1 pseudogene is annotated in these 241 nt (G+C 77.6%); it reads left to right on the top strand.

Going from position 1 to position 241, the window contains the following annotated elements:
• Positions 1 to 16 precede the first annotated feature (16 nt).
• Positions 17 to 241 (top strand): annotated as a pseudogene (locus KVS67_RS12890) (UDP-glucose 6-dehydrogenase); the annotation flags it as partial.

Raw genomic sequence — 241 nt, forward strand, 5'->3', positions numbered from 1 at the left:
CCTCGAGGCGTCCGCCGTGACCGAGACGACCGCGCCCGCCGCCCCCGCCGAGCAGGAGGCCCCGCCGCGGCTGTCCGTGATCGGCACGGGCTATCTGTGCGCCACGCACGCCGCCTGCACGGCCGAGCTGGGCTTCGAGGTGCTCGGCGTGGACGTGGACCCGGCCAAGATCGCGCGTCTGGCCCGCGGCGAGGTGCCCTCCCACGAACCCGGCCGGCCCGAGCTGCTGCGCTCCCACCGC

The sequence above is a fragment of the Micrococcus sp. GbtcB5 genome (assembly GCF_019091605.1).
GTDB classification, from domain to species: Bacteria; Actinomycetota; Actinomycetes; order Actinomycetales; family Micrococcaceae; genus Micrococcus; species Micrococcus luteus.